The 16,409-nt window shown below is 70.1% G+C and carries 13 protein-coding genes and 1 riboswitch; of the genes, 7 read left to right on the top strand and 6 right to left on the bottom strand.

The window, feature by feature from the left end; all coding sequences use genetic code 11:
- Positions 1 to 163 precede the first annotated feature (163 nt).
- On the bottom strand, positions 164 to 1,207 hold the full coding sequence (locus tag JNB50_RS05695; RefSeq protein ID WP_208039108.1) for a LacI family DNA-binding transcriptional regulator: 1,044 nt from the start codon (positions 1,205 to 1,207) through the stop codon (positions 164 to 166).
- 285 nt (positions 1,208 to 1,492) lie between these two features.
- On the opposite strand from JNB50_RS05695, the gene JNB50_RS05690 reads away from it, so the two are divergent.
- The 5 genes from JNB50_RS05690 to JNB50_RS05670 are packed head-to-tail and all read left to right on the top strand — an operon-like array spanning position 1,493 to position 7,659.
- Positions 1,493 to 2,746: an extracellular solute-binding protein gene (locus tag JNB50_RS05690; RefSeq protein ID WP_208039107.1), complete on the top strand. Its 1,254-nt coding sequence runs from the start codon at positions 1,493 to 1,495 to the stop codon at positions 2,744 to 2,746.
- A gap of 14 nt (positions 2,747 to 2,760) precedes the next feature.
- Complete coding sequence (locus tag JNB50_RS05685; protein ID WP_208039106.1) at positions 2,761 to 3,894, top strand: carbohydrate ABC transporter permease; 1,134 nt, start codon at positions 2,761 to 2,763, stop codon at positions 3,892 to 3,894.
- Complete coding sequence (locus JNB50_RS05680; protein WP_208039105.1) at positions 3,891 to 4,802, top strand: carbohydrate ABC transporter permease; 912 nt, start codon at positions 3,891 to 3,893, stop codon at positions 4,800 to 4,802. The genes JNB50_RS05685 and JNB50_RS05680 overlap by 4 nt, the downstream gene beginning before the upstream one ends.
- Positions 4,799 to 5,668 (top strand): peptidase E, encoded by an 870-nt coding sequence (locus tag JNB50_RS05675; protein ID WP_208039104.1) that lies wholly within the window; start codon positions 4,799 to 4,801, stop codon positions 5,666 to 5,668. The genes JNB50_RS05680 and JNB50_RS05675 overlap by 4 nt, the downstream gene beginning before the upstream one ends.
- On the top strand, positions 5,665 to 7,659 hold the full coding sequence (locus JNB50_RS05670) for a glycogen debranching N-terminal domain-containing protein (RefSeq protein WP_208039103.1): 1,995 nt from the start codon (positions 5,665 to 5,667) through the stop codon (positions 7,657 to 7,659). The genes JNB50_RS05675 and JNB50_RS05670 overlap by 4 nt, the downstream gene beginning before the upstream one ends.
- Before the next feature lie 221 nt (positions 7,660 to 7,880).
- Here the strand turns inward: JNB50_RS05670 and JNB50_RS05665 are convergent, their stop codons facing one another.
- Positions 7,881 to 8,954 (bottom strand): NAD(P)-binding domain-containing protein, encoded by a 1,074-nt coding sequence (locus JNB50_RS05665; protein WP_307794610.1) that lies wholly within the window; start codon positions 8,952 to 8,954, stop codon positions 7,881 to 7,883.
- A gap of 138 nt (positions 8,955 to 9,092) precedes the next feature.
- On the opposite strand from JNB50_RS05665, the gene JNB50_RS05660 reads away from it, so the two are divergent.
- Positions 9,093 to 9,326 (top strand): DUF3073 domain-containing protein, encoded by a 234-nt coding sequence (locus JNB50_RS05660; protein WP_208039102.1) that lies wholly within the window; start codon positions 9,093 to 9,095, stop codon positions 9,324 to 9,326.
- A 348-nt stretch (positions 9,327 to 9,674) separates the two neighbouring features.
- Here JNB50_RS05660 and JNB50_RS05655 read toward each other — a convergent pair whose 3' ends face one another.
- The 4 genes from JNB50_RS05655 to JNB50_RS05640 are packed head-to-tail and all read right to left on the bottom strand — an operon-like array spanning position 9,675 to position 13,113.
- Positions 9,675 to 10,283: a response regulator transcription factor gene (locus tag JNB50_RS05655; RefSeq protein WP_208039101.1), complete on the bottom strand. Its 609-nt coding sequence runs from the start codon at positions 10,281 to 10,283 to the stop codon at positions 9,675 to 9,677.
- The gene (locus JNB50_RS05650) at positions 10,280 to 11,422 is read right to left on the bottom strand and encodes a sensor histidine kinase (protein ID WP_208039100.1); all 1,143 of its coding nucleotides are present in this window, start codon (positions 11,420 to 11,422) and stop codon (positions 10,280 to 10,282) included. Before JNB50_RS05650 ends, JNB50_RS05655 begins: the two co-directional genes overlap by 4 nt.
- Before the next feature lie 27 nt (positions 11,423 to 11,449).
- Positions 11,450 to 12,193, bottom strand: a complete 744-nt coding sequence (locus tag JNB50_RS05645; protein ID WP_208039099.1) for an ABC transporter permease — start codon at positions 12,191 to 12,193, stop codon at positions 11,450 to 11,452.
- Complete coding sequence (locus tag JNB50_RS05640) at positions 12,190 to 13,113, bottom strand: ABC transporter ATP-binding protein (RefSeq protein ID WP_208039098.1); 924 nt, start codon at positions 13,111 to 13,113, stop codon at positions 12,190 to 12,192. Before JNB50_RS05640 ends, JNB50_RS05645 begins: the two co-directional genes overlap by 4 nt.
- A 114-nt stretch (positions 13,114 to 13,227) precedes the next feature.
- Positions 13,228 to 13,406, top strand: a riboswitch (M-box (ykoK) riboswitch).
- 262 nt (positions 13,407 to 13,668) lie between these two features.
- Here JNB50_RS05640 and mgtA point away from each other — a divergent pair.
- The gene (gene mgtA, locus JNB50_RS05635) at positions 13,669 to 16,407 is read left to right on the top strand and encodes a magnesium-translocating P-type ATPase (RefSeq protein ID WP_208039097.1); all 2,739 of its coding nucleotides are present in this window, start codon (positions 13,669 to 13,671) and stop codon (positions 16,405 to 16,407) included.
- Positions 16,408 to 16,409: the final 2 nt, after the last annotated feature.

The raw sequence follows: 16,409 nt of genomic DNA, 5'->3' as shown, positions 1-16,409 counted from the left end.
GCCGCGGCGGGTTACATGCGCGTTTCGCCGCATGCGGCCAACGGAGGAGATCCGGTGCTGAGCGCACAGCGGAAGCAGCCAGCGGAGGAGTTGTGCGGCTACGGAGGGCGGATGTCCTCCGTTCGCGACGGCGCGAGGACGGGGCGGCGGCGCGAGCGGGGGCTCAGCGGCCGCCGATCAGCGAGCCGCCCTCGCGCACGACGAGGCGGGGCGCCACGAGCCGGTGCCGCGGGTCGTCGATGCCCGACTCGGGCCGCACCCTGCCGCCGTGCGCGCCGGTCAGCAGGTCGAGCACGCCTGCGGCGACGGCGTCGAGCGGCTGACGCACGCTCGAGAAGCCCAGGGACGCGGCGACGGGAGTGTCGTCGTAGCCGATCACGGGGACGCGCCCTCCCGTTGCGGTGAGTGCTCCGAGCGCCAGCGAGTCGGAGGCGCACACCACCGCGTCCACGTCCGTCCGGTCGGCGAGTCGACGCATGGCCGTCGCGCCGAAGGTGACGCCGTCCTCCGCGGTCTCCTCGAGCACCGCGAGGGTCGCCTCGTCCACCGCCCGGGCCGAACGCATCGCCTCCAGCCAGCCGGCCCGGCGGTCGTCACCGGTTCCCGAGCCCTCCGGCCAGCCGAGGTAGCCGATGCGCCGGAGCCCGAGGTCGAGGAAGTGCCTCGTCGCATCGCGGAGTCCCGCACGGCCGTCCACATCCACCCAGAGGTGCAGCGGGTCGGTCATGTCGTCGATCCCCCACGGCCGCCCGAACGTCACGAACGACTGCCCGTGCTCGATGAGCCATTCGGTCCTCGGGTCGCCATGGAAGGTGGAGGTCAGCACGAAAGCGTCTACGTCGGCTCCGTCGGAGAGCCGGCGGAACTGCTCGATCTCGTCCTCCGGGCCTGCGGCCGTGAAGAGCAGCACCCGCAGGCCCTTGCGGTCCGCCTGTTCGGTGAGCGAGTGCAGGAAGCGGTCGAGCACACTGCCCGAGATGCCGTCCTGGGTCAGCGGGTCGAGCCGGATGCCGATCGTGGAGCTCTTCTGGGTGCGGAGGCGCCGGGCGGAGGCGTGCGGCCGGTAGCCGAGCGTGCGGATGGCGGCCTCGACCCGTTCACGGGTCTCCGGCCGGACGATCGCCGGGGTGTTCAGCACGTTCGACACGGTCTGGCGTGAGACGCCGGCCGCGTCGGCGACGTCGCTCACCGTCGGCTGCCCGCCCATGCTGCTCCTTTCCCCGACACGCCCGGGCTGACCCGGGAGGTTTCCTCAGACCCTACCGTTCGGTCGCTTTCCTTGGCCCCCGGCGCTCGTCCGTTGCTCCGCTTGACACCTTCCGAGGCCGTGGTTATGTTGGCAGGGTCCCGGTTTGATCGTTCAAACTGCAGCGTAGCACCACCGAATTTGATCGATCAAAGGGATATTCGTGGCGAACCGCCCACGGTCTTCTTCGACACCGACCGCGTGCGCCCGTCCTCTCGGGCACACTCACACCAAGGAGAGAAACACATGCGAAGAATCACATCCCGCTGGCTCGCGGGCGGCGCTGTCGCCGCCGCGACCGCCCTCGCCCTGACCGCCTGCGGCTCCGGCTTCAGCGGAGGCAGCGGCAGCAGCGACACCGGCAAGCTCACCTCGTCGGACAAGGCACTCACCGTCATGATCGGCTCGTCCGGCGACGCCGAGACCGCGGCCGTCAAGTCGGCGGTCGGCGACTGGTCGGCCAGCTCGGGCACGAAGGCCAGCGTGGTGGCGGCCAGCGACCTCAACCAGCAGCTCGCGCAGGGCTTCGCGGCCAAGAAGCCCGCCGATGTGTTCTACCTCTCGACCGACGCGCTCGCCGGCTACGCCTCCAACGGCTCGCTGCTCGCGTACGGCGACCAGCTCTCCAACAAGAGCGACTTCTACCCGAGCCTCGTCAAGTCGTTCACCTACGACGGCAAGTTCTACTGCGCGCCCAAGGACTTCTCGACGCTGCAGCTCATCATCAACAAGGACCTGTGGAGCGCCGCCGGCCTGACCGACAGCGACATCCCCCAGACCTGGGACCAGCTGGAGGCCGTCTCCAAGAAGCTGACCGCGAACGGCCACGTCGGCCTCGGCATCTCGGGCGAGTACGCCCGCGTCGGCTCGTTCATGGTGCAGGCGGGTGGCAACCTGATGAACGACGACAGCACCAAGGCGACCGCGAACAGCGACGCCAACGTCAAGGCGCTCGACTTCGTCAAGCAGATGCTGAACGCCGGCGACCTCAAGTACGCCAAGGACCTCGGCGCGGGCTGGGGCGGCGAGGCGTTCGGCAAGGGCCTGGCCGCGATGACCATCGAGGGCAACTGGATCACGGGCGCCATGAAGTCCGACTACCCGAACATCAAGTACCAGGTCGCCGAGCTGCCGAAGGGCCCGGCCGGCGCCGGCACGCTGCAGTTCACCAACTGCTGGGGCATCGCCGCCGACAGCCCCAACCAGGCCGCCGCGCTCAAGCTCGTCGAGAAGCTGACCAGCAAGGACGACCAGCTCGCCTTCTCGAAGGCGTTCGGCCCGATGCCGTCGATCAAGTCGGCCGCGTCCGAGTGGAAGTCGGCCAACCCCGACCTCGTCCCCTTCCTCGCCGCAGCGGACTACGCCAAGGGCGTCCCGACCGCCAAGGGCTCCGCCGATGTCGTGACCGACCTCAACAGCAAGCTCGAAACGCTGGCGACGGGCGACCCCAAGGCGATCCTCGACGCCACGCAGAAGAACCTCGAAGCTCTGCTGAAGTAAGGACCGCAGCCACCATGTCGCAAGCCACGAGTCGGTCTCGCCGTTCCGGAATCCGGCGCGGCGAGGCCGCCTCGGGGTGGTTGTTCACCGCCCCGGTCGTCCTGCTCCTCGGCGTCTTCCTGGTCATCCCGGTGCTGATGGCGCTGTGGGTCAGCTTCTCCGACTGGGGCGGCCGGGGCAGCCCCTTCGGTTCCGACGTGAACTTCGTCGGGTTCAAGAACTACTCGACCCTCCTCGCCGGCGGCGGGCTCGCCGAGCAGGACTTCGGGATGTCGCTGAAGAACAACGCCTGGTATGTGCTGCTGGTCGTCCCCATCCAGACCGCCGTCTCGCTCTTCCTCGCGGTGCTCGTCAACCGCGCCATCCTCCGCGGCCGCGGCTTCTTCCGCACCGCCTTCTACTTCCCCTCGGTGACCAGCTCCGTCGCGATCACCGTGCTCTGGCTGTTCCTGTTCAGCACCTCCGGCGCCGTCAACCAGGTGCTCGCCTGGTTCGGCATCAACGGCCCGAACTGGTTCAACGACCCCAACGGGATCATCCACAACTTCCTCGGCATCTTCGGCGTCACCACGGGCCCGGCCGCGCTCACCCAGAACACCCTCCTCGGCGTCTCCTGGTGGGACTGGCTGGGCGGCCCGTCCGTCGCGATGAGCGCGTACATCGTCATGGCGGTGTTCACGACGAGCGGCACCTTCATGCTGCTCTTCATCGCGGCCCTCCAGAACCTCGGCGGCGATGTCACCGAGGCCGCGATGATGGACGGCGCGAACGGCTGGCAGCGCTTCTGGCGCATCACCCTCCCGCAGCTGCGCCCCACGCTCTTCACCGTGCTCACACTCGGCCTCATCGGCTGCTGGCAGGTCTTCGATCAGATCTACACCGGCAGCAAGGGCGCGCCGAGCAAGACGACGCTGACGCCGGCCTACCTCTCGTACCAGACCTCGTTCGGCAACCAGGAGTGGGGCCAGGGCGCGGCGATCGCGTTCATCCTCTTCGTCATCATCGTGCTGTTCACGATCTTCCAGCGCTGGGTCCTCCGCGAGCGGAAGGTGTCCAAGCGACGGATGCGTCCCTACGAGGCCGCCGTCATCGCCTCGACCTCGCCGAGCACCTCGTCCGGCTCCGCCGCGAAGGGAGGCCTCCGATGAGCGCCACCGCAGTGACCACCGAGGCTTCGGCCTCACCGCGCGCCGCGTCGCCCCGCCCGGCCGGTCGCCGCCGGCGCTCGACGAGCAGCATCGTCGGGACGTCGATCACCTACGCGATCCTCGTCGTGCTCGCGGTCGTGTACATCGCGCCGTTCCTCATCCAGATCGCGACCTCGTTCAAGACCGACGCGGATGCGACGGCCAACCCGGTCTCGCTGATCCCGCAGGTGTGGACGACGGCCGCGTACACGAAGCTGTTCCTCAACTCGGACTTCCCGATCTGGTTCGGCAACTCGGTGATCGTGACGGTGTTCGTCACGCTGGGCAGGGTGTTCTTCGACTCGCTCGCCGGCTACGCGCTGGCCCGCCTGCACTTCCGCGGGCGCAGCTTCGTGTTCGCCGCGCTGGTGGCCGTCATGTCGGTGCCGATGGTCGTGCTGCTCATCCCGAAGTTCCTCGTGATCAACCAGCTCGGGATGTACGACTCCTACACCGGCATGATCCTGCCGCTGCTCACCGACGCGGCGGGCGTGTTCATCATGAAGGGCTTCTTCGAGTCCATCCCGGCCAGCGTGGAGGAGCAGGCCCGCATCGACGGCGCAGGCACCTTCCGGGTGTTCTGGTCGATCGTGCTGCCGATGGCGCGGCCTGCGCTCATCACCATCATCATCCTGTCGTTCCAGGGCTCGTGGAACGAGCTCGCGCACTTCATCATCTCGACGCAGGACCCGGCCCTCACCACGCTCACCAAGGGCGTCGCCGGCCTCGCGAGCGGCCAGCTCAGCCAGGGCAGCCAATACCCGCTCAAGCTCGCGGCTGCGGCCATCATGACCATTCCGGTCGCCGTGCTGTTCTTCATCTTCCAGCGCAGGATCATGAACTCCAGCGAGGGGGCGGTGAAGGAGTGACGGCGATCGCACCCACGATCCTCGCCACCTGCGGCGGCCTGGTCGCCGGCGACTGGACGGACTCCCTGTACGGCCCGCTGCTGCACCACGCGATCGAGCTGGCCCAGGTGGTCGGGCGCGCACCGCGCGTGACCCACATCAACACCGCGGGCGGCGACCAGCGGCACGTGGAGGGCGCCGAACTGGAGGCCGCGCGCGCGGCCGGTGTCGACGCGAGTCACGTGCGGTTCTTCCCGCACCCGAACATCCCGGACCTCCGCGCGCATGTGCTCTCGCAGGACGTCGTCTGGGTCAGCGGCGGCAGCCTCCTGAACCTGCTCGCCGTCTGGCGGGCGCACGGGCTGGACGAGATCCTGACCGAGGCGTGGCAGCGCGGCGTCGTGTTGGCCGGCGGCTCGGCCGGAGGACTCGTCTGGCACGAGGGCGGCACGACCGCCTCGCGCGGACCGGGGATCTCGGCGCTGGCCGACGGCCTGGGCCTGGTGCCCGGATCGCTCGCGGTGCACTACGACTCCGACTCACGGCGGCGGCCGGCGCACCAGGCGGCCGTCGCATCCGGAGAGCTGCCGGAGGGCTACGCGCTCGAGGAGGGGACAGGGCTGGTGTACCGGGGGACGACCCTCGTCGATGTCGTCTCGGAGCGCGAGGGGGCGGCGGTCTGGCGCGTCGCGCGGTCCGGCGACGCCGGCTCCACGGTGCCGGCCTCCCCGTCCGCCTCGACCGCGCCGGCCTCCAGCGCGCCTCCCGCCGCTGCCGCCGTCACCGAGACCCGCATCACCCCGCGCGTCCTGCCGGCCGTCGCGTCCACCACCACGACCACAACCCCCATCACCACCACGATCGAGGAGGCGCGAACGCCACGATGACCCAGCCGCTCCAACCCCTGCTGCACGACAGCGTCGTTCTGCTCACCGCCCCCAGCCAGGCCTGGTCCACCGCGGACGGCACCGTCGACGGCAACGGGATCCACGGGTTCTACCACTCCGACCTGCGTGTGCTCGACCGCGTCCTCCTGACCGTCGGAGGCGACCAGCCCGAGCACATCGCGACGGCCGGACCCGACGCGGCGACCGCGGTCTTCACCGCGCTGGCCCGGCGCCTCGACGACGCGACAGCCGACCCCCGCGTCCGCGTCGACCGCACGCGCACCGTGCGCGCGGGCAGGCTGCACGAGCGCATCGAGCTCCGCAACGCCCTGGGCAGCCCGATCGCGACCACGGTCACGGTGTCGGTGCGCGGCGACTTCACGCCCATGCAGACCATCAAAGCCGGACTGACCGGCGCCGAACACTCGGTGACGGCTCAGGCCGCGGACGACGGCGTGGAGTTCCGCTCTGGCCAGGTGACCGCCCGGCTTACGGCGGTCGGCGCTCGGGTGGCGCTCGACGACGCGGACGTTTGGATGGACTGGGAGGTCGAGGTCCCCGCCCACGGGCAGGTCGCGGTCGAGTGGACCGTGGAGGTCGACGACCCGACCGCCGTCGTCGCCGGCGCGGCACCCTCGGCCGACTGGGCCGCCGTCCGCGCGACCACCGGCGACTCCCGGCTCGCGTCGTGGCTCGACCGCGCTCTGGCCGACCTCCAGTCGCTGCGGATGTCGACGACCGCGCGCCCGGACGATGTCTTCCTCGCCGCGGGCGCCCCGTGGTTCTTCACGCTGTTCGGCCGGGACTCGCTGTGGGCGGCGCGCATGCTGCTCCCGCTCGGCACCGACATCGCGGCTTCGACGCTGCGCGTGCTCGCGCACTTCCAGGGCACGCAGAACGTGGCGGAGACCGCCGAGCAGCCGGGCAAGATCATGCACGAGCTGCGGCCGGCCGCGCTGACCATCCCGGGCGAGGGTGTCGTGCTGCCCCCGCTGTACTACGGGACCGTCGACGCGACGGCTCTCTGGATCGGCCTCCTCCACGACGCGTGGAAGTGGGGAATGCCCGACGACCAGGTTCGCGAACTGCTCCCCGCGATGCGGGCCGCTCTCGCCTGGATGCGCGACCACGGCGACAGCGACGGCGACGGGTTCCTCGAGTACGTCGACACCACAGGCCACGGACTCGCGAACCAGGGCTGGAAGGACTCGGGCGACTCCATCCAGTGGAAGGACGGCACCCTCGCCGACGGCCCGATCGCGCTCTGCGAAGTGCAGGGCTACGCCTACGAGGCCGCTGTCGGCGGCGCCGAGCTGCTGGAGGCGTTCGGCCTGGAGGGCGCGGACGAGTGGAGGCGCTGGGCCGCCGAACTCAAGACCCGGTTCGCCGACGCGTTCTGGATCGACGACCCGGCCGGCGCCTACCCGGCCGTCGCGCTCGACGCGGCCAAGCGGAAGGTCGACACGGTGACCAGCAACATCGGCCACCTCCTGGGCACCGGCATCCTCACGGCCGAGCAGTCCGCGCTGATCGCGCGCCGTCTGGCGTCGCCGGAGCTGTCGTCCGGCTACGGCCTGCGCACCATGTCGACCGACGCGGGAGGCTACTGGCCGCTCAGCTACCACGGCGGCTCGGTCTGGGCGCACGACACGGCGATCGCGATCACCGGGCTCGCCCGCGACGGTCACGTCGCCGAGGCCGACCAGCTGGCCGACGGCCTCCTGGCCGCCGCTTCGGGCTTCGGCTACCGGATGCCGGAACTGCACTCCGGCGACCCGGCGGCGCAGACGTCGTCGCCCGTGCCCTACCCCGCGGCCTGCCGTCCGCAAGCGTGGTCGGCCGCGGCGGCCGTCGCGGTGCTCTCGGCGCGCCTCGGCCTCCGGCCCGACGCCCAGGCCGGAACGCTCGACGTGAGCCCGAGCCCGGCCGCCGGCCGCATCCGCGTGAGCGGCCTCCGCTTCGCGGGCGCCGAGCGCACCGTCGAGGTCTGAGGCCGCTCGCGCGCAGCTCCCGCGTCCCCATCCCCGAGGGGCACGTCGTTGTCACTTTGCACCCCCACAACCGACAACGACGTGCCCCTCAGTGCTGTGCGCTGGTCGCGAAGGGCACGTTGTTGTCCCCCTGGGAGCGCGAAGGGGACAACAACGTGCCCCTCGGCGCCTTGCCGGCGGAAGACTCGGCGAGGGGAATCGAGGGATGCCGAAGCGCGAGGCTAGATCTGGGCCATGATCTGGCGGGCGATCACGCGGCCGGCGCGGTTCGCGCCGATCGTGCTCGCCTGTGGGCCGTAGCCGGCCAGGAAGATCCGCGAGTCCTGCCAGGAGGCCCCGGAGGCGACCGTCAGGCCGCCCGCCTTCTCGCGCAGCTTGAGCGGGGCGAGGTGCCGCAGTTCCGGCCGGAAGCCCGTCGCCCAGATGATCGCGTCGGCGCGGGTCTTCGATCCGTCGTCCCAGACCACTCCGTCGCGCTCGATGCGCGCGAACATACCGCGCTCCACCAGCAGCCCGCGGTCGATGCCGGCGGCGATGCGCCGCGTGCGCGGCACACCGGTGCCGCTGACGATGCTCGGGAGGGCCTGGCCGGCCCGAGCGGCGGCGTCCTGCGCCGCGACGGCGGCGACACCGCCCTCGATCGTGAGTTCCGACTCATCGCGGAAGTCCACCGGCCGACGGGTCGCCCAGGTCAGCTCGCCGGCCACACCCTCCAGTTCGAGGAGGAAGCCGATCGCGCTCGTGCCGCCGCCGACGACGACGACGGACTGCCCGGCCAGCTCCTCTGCCGACGAGTACGACGACGTGTGGAGGTGCCGGCCGGCGAAGTCGGCCATCCCCGGGTACCACGGGACGAACGGCGCACCCCAGGTACCGGTCGCGTTGACGACGATGCGGGTGCGCGTCTCGCCCTGATCGTGCGCGACGACCAGGTCGGCGCCGCGGTCGAAGACCCGCGAGACGGTGATCGGCCGTTGCACCTGGAGGCCGAAGTGGTCCTCGTAGCGGCGGTAGTATCCGGCCACGATGTCCTTGGCCGGCAGGGTGCGGTCGGCCGTGTCGAAGCTGAGTCCGAGCTCGGACATTCCTGGGAGGTCGTTCACGTGGTGGGCGCTGCCCAGACGCAGTGCATCCCAGCGGTGCTGCCACGCGCCACCCGTGCCCGGGCCGCGATCGAGGATGACGAAATCCGCGCCGGGAGTCAGCTCGAACCGACGCAGGTAGTAAGCGACCGCGAGCCCGGCCTGCCCGGCGCCGACGATCACCACCTGGGTGTCGGCCATTCCACTGATCACGCGCTCATTCCATCATTCGACGCTGTGCGACGACTCGGGGTCCATGGGGGTCACCATGCTAAACTCGACGCTAGTTTTCACTATTTCTGTTGGATCCCCGGGTGCCATTCCCCGGGCAGGACCAAAAGGGGGTCACGCATGGGGCGCGGCCGTCAAAAGGCAAAGCACACGAAGATCGCTCGCCAGTTGAAGTCGTTCAGTCCGGACGTCAACTACGACGCGCTCGAGCGCGAGCTGACCGGGCATTCCCACCACGACGACGAGCACCAGTACGACGCGTGGGCCGACTACGAACCCGAGGGCGCCGACGCGTACGACGACGCCGACGAGGACTACGAAGAGACCGAGTCCGAGACGCCGAAGCGCGCCTGAGCGCGCCGGCGCACTGCGCGCTCCTCGAGCCGCGCACATTCGTCACGAATCGCGACATTCGTGCCACGAATCAATGGATTCGTCACGAATCGCTCCACTCACGGCGCGACCTAGCGACATTCGTCACGAATCGCGACATTCGTGGCACGAATCAGCGGATTCGTCACGAATCGACATCGGTGGCACGGCTCGGCGGATTCGTGACGAATCGCGACATTCGTGGCACGAATCTCGACATTCGTCACGAATCGCGGCATTGGTGGCACGGCTCGGCGGATTCGTGACGCATCGCGACATTCGTGGCACGAATCAGCAGATTCGTGACGAATCGCGACGCGGCCGGGCGCGCTAGAGCCAGCCCTGGCGCGTGGCGATCGCGACCGCCTCTGAGCGGTTGCGCGCGCCGGTCTTGCCGATCGCGCTCGAGAGGTGGTTGCGCACGGTGCCGTCGCTGAGGTGCAGGCGGCGCGCGATGTCCGTGATGGTCCCGCCCTGCCCGGCCACCGCGAGGACCTCGGCTTCGCGCGCGGTCAGCGGGGAGGCGCCGGAGGCCAGCGACTCTGCGGCGAGCGCCGGGTCGACGACCCGCAATCCCGACGCGACCCGCCGCACCGCGTCGGCGAGCTGGCCCGACGGCGTGTCCTTGACGATGAATCCCGCGGCGCCGGCCTCCATCGCCCTGCGCAGGTAGCCCGGCCTCCCGAACGTGGTGACGATGAGCGAGCGGCACGACGGCAGCGCCGCCTGCAGCTGGGCCGCCACCTGGATTCCGTCGAGGCCCGGCATCTCGACGTCCAGCAGCGCGACGTCCGCGGCGGACGAGCGTGCGGCGTCGATGACCTCGTCGCCTCGACCGACCTGGGCCACGACCTCCAGGTCGGACTCGAGGTCGAGGAGCGCGGCGAGCGCCCCTCGTACCAGTGCCTGGTCGTCGGCGAGCAGCAGGCGGATGGTCATGGCAGTCTCCGGACGGTCAGGAGGGTGCCGCCGCGCGGACCCGCCTCCACGGTGAGTGCGGCACCCGACTCCCCCGCGCGCGCGGCGAGCCCGGCGATGCCCGACCCTCGGACGAGGTCGCGGCGGTCGGAGCCGACGGGTGCCGGACCGCGGCCGTCGTCCTCGATCCGCAGCGCGTCGGCCTCCACGGTGACCCAGCAGTTGCGCGATCCGGAGTGCCGGATGACGTTCGTGACCCCTTCGCGCAGCACCCAGCCGAACAGTTCGCGGAGGTCGGGGGCGACCTCCTCGCCGTTGCGGGGGAGGTGGGCCTGGATGTCGGCAGCGGCCAGTCCCGCCTGCGCCGCGGCGAGCTCGGTGGAGAGGCTCATCTCGCGGTAGCCGGCGACGGCGGCGCGGAGGTCGGCCAGCGCCGACCGGGTGAGCCGTTCGATGTCGGCGAGCTCCTCCTCCGCCCGGCCGGGGTCGACCGGGATGAGCCGTCGGGCCAGCTCCGACTTGACGGTCACGACGGTGAGCGAGTGGCCGAGCACGTCGTGCATGTCGCGCGAGAACCGTGCCCGCTCGTCCACGACGGCCAGGCGGGCGATCTCGCCCTGCGCGTTCCGCAGCCTCCGGAGGGCGTCGATCTGGCGGGCGAAGGCGCTCATCATGATGCCGATGGAGACGGTGACCAGCGCGATGTACCAGTTGTCGTCGAAGGTGCCCGTGAGCAGGAAGACGATCAGCTGCACGGCCCCAAGACCCAGGATGATGGCCGTCGACACCCAGGTGCGCGCGATCGTCATCCCGGCGGCGCAGGCGACGTAGACCCACGTCCAGAGGGCCGTGACGCCGATGAACGGGATGAGCGTGAGTGTCAGCGCGAAGAAGGCGAGCACGCCGATCAGTCGCGTGCGCTCGCCCTCCCACCAGAGCAGCGGAGGGAGGGCGAGGAAGGCGAGGTAGACGAGCGTGAGCAGAGCGGTCGCGCCGATCTTCGTGGCGAGCGCCTCGGACGAGGTCCAGAGGCCGCCGAGCACCGAGATCTGGTACAGGAGGCCGATCACCGCGCCGGGATACCAGCGGAACGCGGCCCGGTGCGCCAGCCGCGCCCACACCCCGACGGGGCGGTAGTCGTCGACGTCGCTGCTGAACACGTCCCTACCCTAGCCAGCTACTGCTCGTCAGCCGCGGGCCGCGTCGCGCCGGTAGCGCCACACGACCAGCGCGCCGAGCGCGACCGTCCAGGCCGCCAGCACCAGGGCCGGGGTGAGCGCGTCACCGCTCTGCAGCGCCCCGAGCTGGCCGACCCGGTTGAGCCAGTACGACGGCACGGCCTGCGCCACGTTCGCCACCCAGGCGGGGAAGATCTGCAGGGGGACCCACAGGCCGCCCAACACCGCCATCCCCATGAACACCGCCATGAACAGCGGCTGCGCGAACTCCGGCTTGGCGAACTGGCCGACCAGGATGCCGAGCAGGGCGAACGGCACGACGCCGCACCAGATGCCGAGGCAGGCGAGCAGCCAGCTCCCGATCGACAGGTCCGGGTGGTAGAGCACCATCGACACGGTCACGATCACGACGATGCTGAACAGGGCGAGCGCCAGGGCGGCGACCAGTTTGGAGACGAGATAGCCCGTTCCGCTGAGCGGGGTGATCCGCAGCTGCCGGTTCCAGCCGAGCGAGCGTTCGGTGACGATCGTGAAGGCCTGCGACAGGGCGGCCATCATGCCGCCGTACGCGGATACCTGGATGGTCGTGACCACGATCCAGGGCAGGTGGGTCACGGTGTCGACCTGGCCCTGACCTCCGAAGGTGCCGCCGAAGGCCAGCAGCATGACCAGCGGCACGGCGAGGGTGAAGATCATGGCCCGCATGTTCTTCAGCTGGCGGAGGGACTCGCGCCCCAGGTAGGCGATGCTCATCGGACTGCTCCTTCCGGGTCGCGCTGCTCGGTGAGGGCGAGGAAGGCCTCGTCCATCGTGTGCGCGGTCACTTCGATGTCATGGAGGTCGTGGTGCGCGGCCAGCAGCCCGCGCAGAGTGGCGTCGGAGTCGTCGCTGACGATGGTCAGCAGGCCGGCGCGGTATTCGACGGTGCGGACGCCGGGGAGCGCAGCGATCGCCGCTGAGGCGTCGCCGGTCCAGGCGAAGTCTGCGGTGGCGCGGATGCGGCGGCCCGACACGACGGCCTTCACCTCGGTGGGCGTTCCGTCGGCGACGATCCGTCCGCGGGCGAGCATGACGATACGGTCGGCGTAGGCGTCGGCTTCGTCGAGGTAGTGGGTGGCGAAGACGACCGTCCTGCCCTCCGCGGTGAACTCCCGCATCGAGACCCAGAACGTTCGTCTGGCCTCCACGTCCATCGCCGCCGTCGGCTCGTCGAGGAAGAGCAGGTCGGGGTTGGACACGACCGCGACCGCGAAGCGCGCCCGCTGCATCTGACCGCCGGAGAGTCTGGCAACGCGCTGCTTGGCGATCTCCGTGCAGCGCGCCCGTTCGAGCGCCTCCGCCACGCTGAGCGGGTGCTTGTGCGCCGCGGCCACCAGGGCGACCGACTCGGCGACGGTGAGGGTGGGCAGCAGGGCGCCCCCCTGCAGCATGGCGCCGACGCGGCCGTCGCGGATCGCGCGCCGGGGGTCGCCGCCGAACAGCTCTGCGGTGCCGGCGGACGGACGGGCGAGGCCCAGCGCGAGGTCGATCGTGGTCGACTTGCCCGCGCCGTTGGGCCCGAGGAGGGCGACGACCTCGCCCGGGCGGACCGTCAGGTCGACGCCGTCGACGGCGGTCAACGACCCGAAGGTCTTGCGCAGACCGAAGAGGCGGATGGCTGGTGTCTCGTTCACATCTCCAGCGTGGCGGCCGGCGGGCCGCGGCGAGCAGGGTCTCCGTCAGGATCTGGGGGTGACATTCGTCATGGCGGTTTGACATGAAATGTCAGGCTTCGCTATGGTTGCCCCGCAGCACTTCGTTAGGCGAGGCTCCTGCGCGAACACAGGCCACTGATCTCACGACGTCGAGAGACGCCCAAGATCAGGACAGGTCTCCCCGGATTAAGGGGTGACCCCAAGTGGCTTCCCACCGATCGGACCGGCGGGACACGTCGTGCAGTGCCGAAACTCTTACGTGGAAGTGACTTCGATGAGACACCGTGCCTCATGCTTCCACGTCTGCGGAATGCGTGCCGACCGTGAGGAGGTGACCCGATGAGCGACGGCGACAGTCGATCTCTGTATGCTCGCGGGCCGGCTCCGACACGGTCCCTCTGATCGCGCGCTCTGCGCCTCGGTCCCTCTGCGTCTCCTCCTCGCGGGCATCCGTCCCCCTGCACCATCACGCGACCCGGTCCGCCGTCACGGCACCGGTGATCCGTCGCGCCCGATTCCGAGGAGACACCTCCCATGCGCCCCTTCTTCCGCACCGACCTGGACACCCTGAACCCCGCCATCGCCGACACCCGGCCCGCGTCCAGCAGCACTCGCACCCGTACCTCCACCGACGCCAGCCGCCGCGGCGCACTCCCCGAGGGCCAGCAGCGCCTCCTGGTGGAGGCAGCCCGGCTCCCGGCCGAGGCCACCCTGAAGTCGTTCTCCACCGACCTGGACGGCCTGACCGCCGACGCGGTGAAGAGCCGCCGCGCACGGTTCGGCGACAACGCGGTGGACCACGGCAAGCCCGCGCCCGCCGTGCTCCAGTTCCTCCGCACGTTCACGAACCCGTTCATCCTGATCCTGCTGTTCCTGGTCGTGGTGATGGTGTTCACGGACATCGTCTTCGCCGACCCGGCGGACGGCCCCGACTACACCGGTGTCGTCACCGTGAGCATCATGGTGCTCGTCAGCGCCACCCTGCGGTTCTGGCAGGAGTACCGCTCGTCGCGCGCGGCCGAGGAGCTGAAGGCGCTCGTGCGCACGACGACGGCCGTCACCCGCTCGGTGCACGGCACGCCGGTGACGTCCGAGATCCCGGTCGAGGACATCGTGCGCGGCGACATCGTGCAGCTGGCCGCCGGCGACATGATCCCGGCCGACCTCCGGATCGTGCGGGCGAAGGACCTCCAGATCAACCAGTCCATGCTCACCGGGGAGGCGCTGCCCGCCGAGAAGTCGGCAGCGCCCGACGTCGATGTGACCGAGCCGACGCTGCTCGACGCCCCGAACCTGGGCTTCATGGGCGCCTCGGTCGTCTCGGGCTCGGGCACCGGCGTCGTGATCGGCACCGGCCGCTCGACCTCGTTCGGCAGCCTCTCGTCGGCGATCGTCGGCGCGCGGCCGGACACCGCGTTCGACATCGGCATCCGCAAGGTCACCAGGACCCTCATCCGCTTCATGCTGGTCATGGTCCCCATCGTCTTCATCATCAACGGGATCACGAAGGACTGGACGACGGCCTTCCTGTTCGGGGTGACGACCGCCGTCGGCCTGACGCCGGAGATGCTCCCGCTGATCGTGACGGCGAACCTCGCCAAGGGCGCGCAGTTCATGGCGAAGCGGAAGGTGATCGTCAAGCGGCTCAACTCCATCCAGAACCTCGGCGCCATCGACATCCTCGCCACGGACAAGACCGGCACGCTGACGGAGGACCGCATCGTGCTCGAGCGGCACCTGAACACCGCCGGCCGCTCCAGCGAGACCACGCTGGGCTACGCGGCCGCGAACGCGATGTTCCAGACCGGGCTGCGCAACCTCCTGGACGAGGCCGTCATCACGGCGGCAGGCCCGGACGAGCTGGACCGCATCCGCCGCGAGTGGACGCTGGTGGACGAGCTGCCGTTCGACTTCGAGCGCCGGCGCCTGTCGGTGGTCGTCGACCGCGGGGACGCGCACGTGCTGATCACGAAGGGGGCGACCGAGGAGGTCCTCTCCGTCTGCCGGACCGAGCGGGTCGGCGGTGCCGACGTCGAGCTGACGCCCGGCCGCCTGGCCGAGATCGACCAGCTGGTCGCCTCGCAGAACGAGCAGGGCCTCCGCGTGCTCGCGGTCGCCGTGCGGGAGTTCGACGGCCGCGACCGGGACGAGTACACACGCGACGACGAGGACGGTCTGACCCTGCTCGGGTTCCTCGCGTTCCTCGACCCGCCGAAGGCGAGCGCGGAGGCCGCGATCGCGAGCCTGCGCAAGCACGGGACGAATGTGAAGGTGATCACCGGGGACAACGCCCTGGTCGCCGCCGCGGTGTGCTCCAAGGTCGGGATCGACGCGGGAACCATCGTGCTCGGCCCCGAGACCGACGAGCTCAGCATCGAGGCCCTCGGCGAGCTCGCGGAGCAGACCACCGTGTTCGCCAAGGTCGCACCGGCGCAGAAGGCCCGGATCGTCGAGGCCATGCGGCAGCACGGCCACACCGTGGGCTACCTCGGCGACGGCATCAACGACGCCGCCGCCCTGCGCGCCGCCGACGTCGGGATCTCGGTCGACACCGCGGTGGACATCGCCAAGGAGTCGGCGGACATCATCCTGCTCGAGAAGGACCTCACTGTTCTCGAGGGCGGAGTGATCGAGGGCCGTCGTACCTTCGTCAACACGATGAAGTACATCAAGATGACCGCGTCGTCGAACTTCGGCAACATGTTCTCCGTCCTGGTCGCGAGCGCGCTGCTGCCGTTCATCCCGATGATCCCGATCGTGGTGCTCGTGCAGAACCTCGCCTACGACCTCTCCATGCTGACCCTGCCGTGGGACCGCGTGGACAAGGACGACCTCCGTACGCCGCGCGCGTGGGAGTCGAAGAGCCTGGCGAGCTTCATGATCCGGATCGGCCCGATCTCCTCGATCTTCGACATCACCACGTACGCGCTCATGTGGTTCGTCTTCCAGGCGAACAGCCCGGCCCACGCCGCACTCTTCCAGTCCGGCTGGTTCATCGAGTCGATCATCTCCCAGACGCTGATCGTGCACATGCTGCGCACCAAGCGCCTGCCGTTCGTGCAGTCGCGGGCGAGCCTGCCCGTTCTGCTGGCGACGGGCGCGGTCTGCCTGTTCGGGCTCGTCCTGCCGTTCACCGGCTGGGGTCACAGCCTCGGGCTCGTGTCGCTGCCGTGGACCTACTTCCCCTGGCTGATCGCGACGCTCGCCGCCTACTGCGCGCTGACGCAGCTGCTCAAGACCGTGTTCATCCGCCGCTACGGCACCTGGATGTGAGG

This window comes from Leifsonia sp. TF02-11 (assembly GCF_017565305.1).
In the GTDB taxonomy this organism is placed as follows: Bacteria; Actinomycetota; Actinomycetes; order Actinomycetales; family Microbacteriaceae; genus Leifsonia.
Note: the sequence above shows the minus strand (reverse complement) of the source record. Positions and strands in the feature narration are given on the sequence as shown.